Origin of the sequence: Clostridium sp. MB05, from assembly GCF_046581255.1 — a bacterium.
GTDB lineage: Bacteria > Bacillota > Clostridia > Clostridiales > Clostridiaceae > Clostridium.
The window spans coordinates 187,501-197,500 of the sequence record NZ_CP174370.1 but is presented as its reverse complement, the minus strand read 5'-3'; the positions used below and the strand labels follow the sequence as shown (position 1 = coordinate 197,500).

Genomic DNA, 10,000 nt, shown 5'->3' with positions numbered 1-10,000 from the left:
AGTTAAGGAACTAGGCAAATTGACCCCGTAAGTTCGCGAGAAGGGGTGCCTGCGAGAGCAGGCCGCAGAGAATAGGCCCAAGCAACTGTTTAGCAAAAACACAGGTCTCTGCTAAAGCGTAAGCTGATGTATAGGGGCTGACGCCTGCCCGGTGCTGGAAGGTTAAGGGGAACACTTAGCGCAAGCGAAGGTGTGAACTTAAGCCCCAGTAAACGGCGGCCGTAACTATAACGGTCCTAAGGTAGCGAAATTCCTTGTCAGGTAAGTTCTGACCCGCACGAATGGCGTAATGACTTGGGCACTGTCTCAACTGCAAATCCGGCGAAGTTGTAGTGCGAGTGAAGATGCTCGCTACCCGCGATTGGACGGAAAGACCCCGTAGAGCTTTACTGTAGCTTAGCATTGAGTTTCGATATTGTCTGTACAGGATAGGTGGGAGACTGAGAAGCTAGGGCGTCAGCCTTAGTGGAGTCACCCTTGGGATACCACCCTGACAGTATTGGGATTCTAACCGGACGCCATGAATCTGGTGACGGGACATTGTTAGGTGGGCAGTTTGACTGGGGCGGTCGCCTCCAAAAAAGTAACGGAGGCGCCCAAAGGTTCCCTCAGAACGGTCGGAAATCGTTCGAAGAGTGCAAAGGCAGAAGGGAGCCTGACTGCGACACCCACAAGTGGAGCAGGGACGAAAGTCGGGCTTAGTGATCCGGTGGTACCTCGTGGGAGGGCCATCGCTCAACGGATAAAAGCTACCTCGGGGATAACAGGCTGATCTCCCCCAAGAGTCCACATCGACGGGGAGGTTTGGCACCTCGATGTCGGCTCGTCGCATCCTGGGGCTGTAGTAGGTCCCAAGGGTTGGGCTGTTCGCCCATTAAAGCGGCACGCGAGCTGGGTTCAGAACGTCGTGAGACAGTTCGGTCCCTATCCGTCGCGGGCGTAGGAAATTTGAGAGGAGCTGTCCTTAGTACGAGAGGACCGGGATGGACTGACCTATGGTGCACCAGTTGTTCTGCCAAGAGCATGGCTGGGTAGCTAAGTCGGGAAGGGATAAACGCTGAAAGCATCTAAGCGTGAAGCCCCCCTCAAGATGAGATTTCCCATAGCATAAGCTAGTAAGACCCCTTGAAGAACACAAGGTTGATAGGTCAGAGGTGTAAGTGTGGTAACATATTTAGCTGACTGATACTAATAGGTCGAGGGCTTGACCAATAATTAAAAGATTTTGGCAATAATTCATGTGCAATTTTCAGAGAACACTCTGATATCTGGTGATGATGGCGTAGAGGAAACACTCCTTTCCATTCCGAACAGGAAAGTTAAGCTCTACAGCGTCGATGGTACTGCATGGGAAACTGTGTGGGAGAGTAGAACGTTGCCAGGTTATTAAAAAGACTTAAGAATTTAATTCTTAAGTCTTTTTTGTTACGAAAGATTATTTAAATATAAGATAGATATTACTTAATATAATATAGCTATCCATTGTGTAATATAAAGCTTATCTAAGGATATGGCTATGTGCCTTTAACTTTACGCGGCTACATAAATTACTAATTATATAATTATCTACATAAATCTAAACGCATTAAAATATTTTTATTGTTTATTTGAAATTTAATATTTATTGAGGACTATACTTACTAATAAATATAAATTATTAACATTATTTATATTTATTAATGTAAGAAATGTTAATAACTTTATATATATGTGGATAAATAATATATTAGTTGTAGAATATGCACTAGGTATATTTTTTTAAGCATCATATATCACCAATAAAAGATTTTTAAAAAACTATAGTTTTCTGCATATTTAAATAGTAGGATTTTATTTAAATTAAGAATATACAAAGGGGGTAGCGTTTTGGTCTTACCCCCATTATGTAGACAGTAAACAAAGGGTTGTGTACAATCTACATAATGGGGTGATTTTTTATGTCAATAAAACACAAAGCTTATAGTACAGAATTTAAAATAAATGCAATTGAAGAATATATAAAAACAGGAAAAAGTCAAAAGAAAATATGTGAGGATTTAAATATAACAAGCACATCAGCATTTGGTAGATGGGTAATTCAATATAATGAAAAAGGTCCAGATAGCTTTTATGAGAATGAAAAGCCTCGTCGCGAAGCGGCTAAAGAAAATAAAAATGACGAATTAACAAGACTAAGAGCAGAGAATGAAGTTTTAAAAAAGTTATTAGAGAAAATAAGGGGGAATGCATAAAGTCCTATAAATTTGAAGTGATAAATGAATTTAAAAGTAAATATTCGATATCTCTTCTATGCACTATTTTAAAAGTATCAAGAAGTGGATTCTATAAATGGTTAAATAAAAGAAAAATAGCCGATATGCGAAGCGAGGACGTAAATTCAGTAGAGCTTCTTATTCGTGATGTTTTTAATAAACATAGAGGAATTTATGGATATAGAAGAATAACTACATTCATTAAAATAAACCATAATATAAATATTAATCATAAAAAGGTTTATAGAATTATGAAATCATTAGAATTAAGATCAAAAGTTAGAGCAAAGAAGAAGTTTTTCGCTCCGCTTGTCAAAGGAATAATTATAGAAGAAAATATACTAAATAGAGATTTTAAAGCTACTACTCCTAGCTCTAAGCTAGTAACGGATATAACAACAATTAAATATAAGAACAATAAAAAACTATACTTATCAGCAATTATGGATTTATATAACAATGAAATACTAACTTATAAAATAGGTTCAAATAACAACAATGATTTGGTAATCAATACAATTACAGATATACTAGCCCAGAATAAGTTAGATGGCGCAGTATTGCATAGCGATAGAGGTATTCAATATACTTCAAGATTATATAATACTATACTAAAGGAAAATAAAATAATTCAAAGTATGTCTAGAAAAGGAAATTGTCATGATAATGCCTGTATAGAATCATTTTTTAGCCACTTAAAAAGTGAATGTATTTACTTAAATAACTATAATTCAGAGGACGAAGTAATTAACTCTATAGATGAATATATAAATTTTTATAATAATATTAGATTTCAAAAAAAGTTAAAAAATATGGCTCCAATTAAGTATCGAAGCCATTCTTGTAATTCCTGAATTTATATCCCTTTATTCATTGTCTACTTTTTGGGGTTCAGACCATTTCTCTACCCCCTTTGTATATTACATATAATACTTCATATTCATGTTTTCACTTAAATAGATTGAAATATTATTTAAATTTATTATATTAAAATATCTTTTTTAGTAAAATTAATATGTGCTATTATATATGCTATTATTGCTGTTACAACCATGCATATTATTCCGTTGGTTGTTGTTAATTTAGGGTTTTGATACATTAACGGTAATTGAGATGTTACTAAGCTACCTGCATCAGCATAAGTTGTAAATAAAAGATGACTTACATCTCTAATAGCTGAAATTGCTTGAGTTCCAATAGCTAAGAATATAGTTGATATTACTGAAACAGCCATTGAAATCATACTGCTTTTAAATATTGTAGATATCATAAAGATAACAGAGCAAGCTGATAAAATAAATAATGCTTGATATCCTATTGTTCTTACTGCATTTTCGGTATTGGTTACCATTCTTGATGTATCTGGAATTTGTTTCATTATGATTTCACCTGATGATTGATCAAATGATTTTTCATATTTTTGTTCAATTCTAACAGGATAACTTGAAGCATCTACATCACTTGTCATATTTACAACAGTCATACCAACTATTTGGGGTATTAAAATTAATGATAGTACTGTAATTACTGAAACTATAAATTTAGAGAATAAAATTTTTCCTCTTTTAACTGGTTGTACAAGTAAAAATTTTAATGTTGCAGGTGTACATTCTCCTGAAACTATATCACTCATAAATACAGCAATACCTGCTATTAATACTCCTAATCCAAAGAAGTTGTTAAGTATTTTTAAGAAGTTAAAGGCTTGATATTCCCAGCCTTGCAATGGTTTTATGTTATTAGCTTTTAAATATTTCAAGTCATCTAATTGTTGCTTTGACTCTGCATACCATCTTTTATTCCATTCATTTATGCCATCTTCTTCATATTGTTTAATTGTATTTTCAGAAGATTTTATTGATTCATCTAATTGTTTTTTCCATGCATCTTCAGAAATACCATTTTTAATTATTTCTTTATTATCATCTATTTGCTTTAAAAGGCTACTTTCTATTTCTTTAGCATTTTTAATCCATTGTGGATCACCGTCTGATTCAGCTCTTTTTATATCATTTCTTGCATGAACTAATTGTTCTTCAGATTGTTTTATTTGATATTCAGGGGACATCCATTCTTTCATATGTTTGTCATTCATCCAAGTACCAAAGACAGCAAGACCAATAAAGACTATAAACAATCCAAAAACAATCCATGTTTTAGATCTCTTAAACATTTTAATAAATTCATTTTTTATAAGAGTTAATAACATTATCTAATGCCTCCTTCAACTAATTCCATATACCTTTGTTCCAATCCTTTTCTTAATTTAAATACTTCTTGTATATCGTAGTTATTATTAACAAGATATTTGATTAATTCTGAAGTTTTGTTAGATAATAGAATTATCTCTATTCCATCTTCGATTTCTCTAGCTGAGTTTATATATTCAATAGATAGTAATTTATCTACATCTATTTTTTGTAATAATTTTAAGCATATTATGTCTGTATCAGTTTCCATAGATTGATCTACTACATTTTCTACTGATTTTATAGTTCCATGATTTATAAATGCAACCCTATCACAAAGATTTTGTACCTCTGATAATATATGTGAAGATATAAATACAGCCAATCCTCTTTCTTTAGCAGCTTTTTTAACTATTTCTCTAAAATCCAATATTCCTGATGGATCTAATCCATTAGTAGGTTCGTCTAAAATAAGAAGTTTTGGGTTAGATAGAAGCGAAGCAGCTAAACCTAAACGTTGTTTCATACCTAGTGAGTATTTTCTGACTTTGTCATCTATTCTATTTTCAAGTCCTACTAGTTTTATAGTATCATCAACTTGACTTTTAGAAATATTTCTAATTCTAGCAATTTGCATTAAATTCTCTCTTCCTGATAAATACTTATATAGTTCAGGATTTTCAACCACAGCTCCTACCTCTTTTAAAGCTTTTTCTGTATCGTTTTTCAAATCATGACCACAAATACTAATGCTACCTTCATTAGGGTTTATAAGTCCAACTAACATTCTTATAGTAGTAGTTTTCCCAGCTCCATTTGGGCCTAAGAAGCCAAATATTTCTCCTTCTTCTACTGAGAATGATATATCTTTTATAATTTCTCTTTTTCCAAGTTTCTTTTTAAGTCCTTTTACCTCTAAAACCTTCAATTTGTTACCTCCCTTAATTTCATATATTTAATTCTAATACATAAATCTTAATATAAATAAATAAAAGTCTTAATATAACCTTAATAAAATCTTAAAAAATAATATAAATAAATATTAATAAAATTTGTGGTAAAAATAGGTTTTTTGTATTTTGCAGTTTGATAATATCAATTTAAAGTATTTAATAATTAGTCATTTGTAACTACATGATGAAAAAACTTCTATATTAAGATATATGGTATTATGGAATAAATGGAATTTAATGTAAATTGATGTTATAATTATTCATACAGAATTATGTTAAGTTCAAGGGAGATGTTAGTATGGCGCAGGTAGCAAAAAACAAGGTAAAAAACGGACAAATTATAGATACAGAAATAGACTTATTTCATAAAGGTAAAAACTATAGCAGCTATAAATTCATGGGAGCTCATTGTGTCAGTGAAAAAAGGAAAAAGGGAGTTAGGTTTACTACTTGGGCACCAAATGCAAAAGAAATTTATGTTGTAGGAGATTTTTGTGATTTTAAGCCAGAAAATGAATTTAAGATGGAAAGAATAAATAAGAAAGGCTTATGGTCATTATTTATTCCAGGATTAAAAGAAGAAATGAAATATAAATACTACATTATAAATAAGAATGATTCTAATGGTATATATAAGGCAGATCCATATGCTAAATTATCAGAGCTTAGACCTAATACGGCTTCAATTATTAAGGAAGAAACAAAATTTAGGTGGGCAGATAAAAAATGGATTAATAGAAGGGAAAAAAAAGATATTTTTAAATCGCCTGTAAATATTTACGAAATGCATCTAGGATCATGGAAAACTAAGGAGGGCAAGTTTCTTACATATAAAGAGTTATGTGATGAGTTGCCTAAATATTTAGTTGAAATGGGATATACTCATGTAGAATTTATGCCATTAATAGAGCATCCATTAGATGCTTCTTGGGGATATCAGGGAACTGGATATTACTCTGCAACTAATAGATATGGTAAGCCGGAGGAGTTAAAAGAATTAATAAATATACTTCATAAAAATGAAATTGGAGTTATTCTTGATTGGGTTCCAGGACATTTTTGTAAAGATGAACACGGATTATATAAGTTTGATGGTAGTCCAACATATGAATATAAAGAATGTTGGAAAGCTGAGAATAAAGGTTGGGGAACAGCTAATTTTGATCTGGGGAAACCAGAGGTAAAAAGTTTTTTAATATCAAATGCATTATTTTGGATAAGGGAATTTCATATAGATGGACTTAGGGTTGATGCTGTATCTAATATGATTTACCTAAACTATGGAAGAAAGGATGGTGAATGGATACCAAATAAGTTTGGAGGGGATGGGTGTTTAGAAGGAATAGATTTTATAAAACAATTAAATAAGGTTGTGTTTAATGAGTTTAGAAGTGTACTTATGATTGCAGAGGAGTCAACATCTTGGCCAAATGTATGCAAACCTATTGAAGATGGTGGCCTTGGATTTAATTTTAAATGGAATATGGGGTGGATGAATGACACTTTAAAATATATAGAACTTGACCCAATATATAGAAAGCATCATCACAATAAAATTAATTTTTCTATGATGTATAATTACTCAGAAAATTTTATATTACCAATATCTCATGATGAAGTTGTTCATGGAAAGAAATCTCTAGTTGATAAGATGTGGGGGGATTATTGGAATAAATTTGCTGGATTAAGATTATATTTGGCTTATATGATAGGGCATCCAGGAAAAAAATTAACTTTTATGGGATGTGAGTTTGCTCAGTTTATAGAATGGAGAGAATATGAGCAATTAGAATGGGAGTTAATTGATAAATTTGAAATGCATAGATTGACTCAGAACTATTGTAAGAAGTTAAATAATATTTATAAGGAGAATAATGCTTTATGGGAACTAGACTATGATACTGATGGGTTTGAATGGATAGATGCGGATAATACCAATCAAAGTATAATCACATTTATAAGAAGAGGAAACAAAATAGAAGACACATTAATTTTTATTTGTAATTTTACTCCTATTGTCTACCATGATTTTAGAATAGGAGTGCCTTATAATGCTGAGTATGAAGAAGCTTTTAATTCTGATAATAAGGATTTTGGAGGATCAAATCAATTAAATGAAGGTATTTTCAAATCTGAAAAAGTAAATTATCATAATAGACCATATTCTATATTATTAAAGATACCACCTATGGCTGTATCTATTTTATCTATTAAAAAGTTAATTGATGATACAGAAAAGATTGTAATAAATAACAAAGATATAATAGTAGAAATTAAGCAATAATTAGTATTTGGGGGGATGTAAATTTGAATATTTTAATGGTTGCATCAGAAGCACATCCATTTATTAAAACAGGAGGATTAGGTGATGTCATTGGAGCTCTGCCACAATCACTAAAGAATCTAGGTGCTGATGTAAGAGTGGTAATTCCAAACTATAGGGATATAAAAAAAGAAATAAAGGATAATCTAAAATATATTAGCAATTTTACTGTAAATGTTGGATGGAGAAATCAATACTGTGGAATTTTGGAATATGAATATAACGGGGTGAAATTTTATCTTTTAGATAATGAGTATTATTTTAAAAGAGATGGACTATACGGATATTATGATGATGGAGAAAAATTTGCTTTTTTTAATAGAGCAGTTTTGGAATTTATAAGATATATAGACTGGGTACCTGATATATTACATTGTAATGATTGGCAAACTGGAATGATACCAGTACTTCATAAATTGGAATATATAAAAGAAGAAAAGTTTAAAAATGTAAAAACCATCTTTTCAATTCATAATTTATTTTTTAAGGGAATGTTTGATTCGCAGGTATTGCCAGAACTATTTGGTTATGATTACGAAGCATTTAATAATGGGACACTAGAATTATATGGGGCTATGAGCTTTTTAAAGGGAGGAATAAATTATTCAGATAAAGTTACTACAGTAAGTAAGAGCTACGCTGAAGAAATAAAAACACCTGAGTATGGAGAAGAGCTAGATGGCTTACTTAGATATAGAAGCTCAGTTTTAGAAGGTATTGTAAATGGAATAGATTATGATGAATATAATCCAGAAAAGGATAAATATATATATTCAAAATATAGCGTTAGCAAACTAGAAGATAAGAAAATTAATAAAGAAAAATTGCAAAAAGAATTAGGCTTACCTGTAAACTCTGAGGTAGCAATGATAGGGGTTGTATCCAGGTTAACACATCAAAAAGGGTGCGATTTAATAATAAATATACTAGAAGATTTGCTTAAGGAAAATATTGAAGTTGTTATTCTAGGGACAGGAGATTATATATATGAGGAGAGCTTTAAAAGCTTTCAAAGTAGGTATCCTAATAAAATCAGTGTAAATATAAAATTTAGTAATGAATTAGCACATAAAATATATGCTGCATCTGATATATTTCTTATGCCATCACTATTTGAACCTTGTGGACTAGGACAATTAATTGCACTTAGATATGGTGCTATACCAATTGTAAGAGAAACAGGAGGGTTAAAGGATACTGTAATCCCTTATAACAAATATGATGGTACTGGAAATGGATTTGGCTTTAAAAATTATAGATTTGATGAATTGCTTGAAATAACTAGATATGCCTTAGAAATTTATAAAGATAAGGATAGTTGGAATAAAATTATTAAGCAAGCTATGACTTCTGATAATAGCTGGGAAAAATCAGCCAGTCAATATATAAGAATATATAATGAGCTTTTATTTAACAATGTTAATTGTGTTTTATAAATTAACATATTAATAATTTTAATATAATTCGTATAGGGGAGGGGAAAGAGAATATGGGAAAAAAGGAAATTGTAGCAATGATTTTAGCAGGTGGACAAGGATCGAGATTAGGGGTATTAACTAAAAATATAGCAAAACCAGCTGTGCCCTTTGGAGGTAAGTACAGGATTATAGACTTCCCTTTAAGTAATTGTTCAAATTCAGGTATCTATACTGTAGGAGTACTAACTCAATATAAGCCGTTAGATTTAAACTCTCATATAGGAATAGGGGATCCATGGGATTTAGATAGAAGAGATGGAGGGGTATCTATATTGCCACCATATCAAGAGGAGAAAGGAGGAGATTGGTATAAGGGAACTGCTAATGCTATTTATCAGAATATAGAATATGTTGATAGATATGATCCTGAATATGTTTTGATATTATCAGGAGATCATATTTATAAAATGAATTATGATAAAATGTTAGAATTTCATAAAGAGAATAATGCAGATGCTACAATTGCTGTTATAAATGTTCCTATTGAAGAGGCTAGTAGATTTGGAATAATGAATACAAGGGAAGATAACTCTATATATGAGTTTGAAGAGAAGCCTAAAGATCCTAAAAGTACAAATGCTTCCATGGGAATATATATATTTAATTGGTCCATTTTAAAGAAATTTTTAAGAGAAGATGAGAATGATCTAGAATCAAGTAACGATTTTGGTAAAAATATAATACCTAGTATGCTAAGGAAAGGTAAAAAAATGATGGCATATCCTTTTGAAGGATACTGGAAAGATGTTGGAACTATTGAGAGCTTATGGGAAGCGAATATGGATTTATTAAAAATAGATAATGA

Annotated in this window: 7 protein-coding genes and 2 rRNA genes (2 of these 9 running past the window's edge); 7 read left to right on the top strand and 2 right to left on the bottom strand. The window is 31.3% G+C overall.

Going from position 1 to position 10,000, the window contains the following annotated elements; translation table 11 throughout:
• The 4 genes from ACH36K_RS00950 to ACH36K_RS00935 all read left to right on the top strand — a co-directional run.
• A 23S ribosomal RNA gene (locus tag ACH36K_RS00950) occupies positions 1 to 1,212 on the top strand (it extends 1,695 nt beyond the left edge of the window).
• A gap of 55 nt (positions 1,213 to 1,267) precedes the next feature.
• Positions 1,268 to 1,384: ribosomal RNA gene (rrf, locus tag ACH36K_RS00945) — 5S ribosomal RNA — on the top strand.
• A 553-nt stretch (positions 1,385 to 1,937) separates the two neighbouring features.
• Positions 1,938 to 2,231, top strand: a complete 294-nt coding sequence (locus ACH36K_RS00940) for a transposase (RefSeq protein ID WP_322379131.1) — start codon at positions 1,938 to 1,940, stop codon at positions 2,229 to 2,231.
• Between the two features lie 17 nt (positions 2,232 to 2,248).
• Positions 2,249 to 3,106 carry an IS3 family transposase gene (locus tag ACH36K_RS00935; protein ID WP_411169171.1) on the top strand — a complete coding sequence of 286 codons (858 nt, stop codon included), beginning with the start codon at positions 2,249 to 2,251 and terminating at the stop codon, positions 3,104 to 3,106.
• A 128-nt stretch (positions 3,107 to 3,234) separates the two neighbouring features.
• Here the strand turns inward: ACH36K_RS00935 and ACH36K_RS00930 are convergent, their stop codons facing one another.
• On the bottom strand, positions 3,235 to 4,461 hold the full coding sequence (locus tag ACH36K_RS00930) for an ABC transporter permease (RefSeq protein WP_411169170.1): 1,227 nt from the start codon (positions 4,459 to 4,461) through the stop codon (positions 3,235 to 3,237).
• Positions 4,461 to 5,369: an ABC transporter ATP-binding protein gene (locus tag ACH36K_RS00925; RefSeq protein WP_411169169.1), complete on the bottom strand. Its 909-nt coding sequence runs from the start codon at positions 5,367 to 5,369 to the stop codon at positions 4,461 to 4,463. Before ACH36K_RS00925 ends, ACH36K_RS00930 begins: the two co-directional genes overlap by 1 nt.
• 323 nt (positions 5,370 to 5,692) lie before the next feature.
• Between ACH36K_RS00925 and glgB the strand changes: the two genes are divergently transcribed.
• The 3 genes in view from glgB to ACH36K_RS00910 are tightly spaced (at most 53 nt apart) and all read left to right on the top strand, a layout consistent with a single transcriptional unit that may run on beyond the window.
• Positions 5,693 to 7,678: a 1,4-alpha-glucan branching protein GlgB gene (glgB, locus tag ACH36K_RS00920; RefSeq protein ID WP_411169168.1), complete on the top strand. Its 1,986-nt coding sequence runs from the start codon at positions 5,693 to 5,695 to the stop codon at positions 7,676 to 7,678.
• Positions 7,679 to 7,701: 23 nt separating this feature from the next.
• A complete protein-coding gene (gene glgA / locus ACH36K_RS00915) occupies positions 7,702 to 9,153 on the top strand; it encodes a glycogen synthase GlgA (protein WP_411169167.1) in 1,452 nt (483 codons plus the stop codon).
• A gap of 53 nt (positions 9,154 to 9,206) precedes the next feature.
• Positions 9,207 to 10,000, top strand: the 5' portion of a protein-coding gene (locus ACH36K_RS00910; protein ID WP_411169166.1) for a glucose-1-phosphate adenylyltransferase. It continues 391 nt past the right edge of the window; only the first 794 of its 1,185 coding nucleotides appear in the window; it begins with the start codon at positions 9,207 to 9,209; the stop codon falls past the right edge of the window.

Excerpts from the sequence above, each read along its gene's own strand:
- ACH36K_RS00940 (WP_322379131.1), top strand. The coding sequence starts at position 1,938 with ATGTCAATAAAACACAAAGCTTATAGTACAGAATTTAAAATAAATGCA.
- ACH36K_RS00930 (WP_411169170.1), bottom strand. The coding sequence starts at position 4,461 with ATGTTATTAACTCTTATAAAAAATGAATTTATTAAAATGTTTAAGAGA.
- glgB (WP_411169168.1), top strand. The coding sequence starts at position 5,693 with ATGGCGCAGGTAGCAAAAAACAAGGTAAAAAACGGACAAATTATAGAT.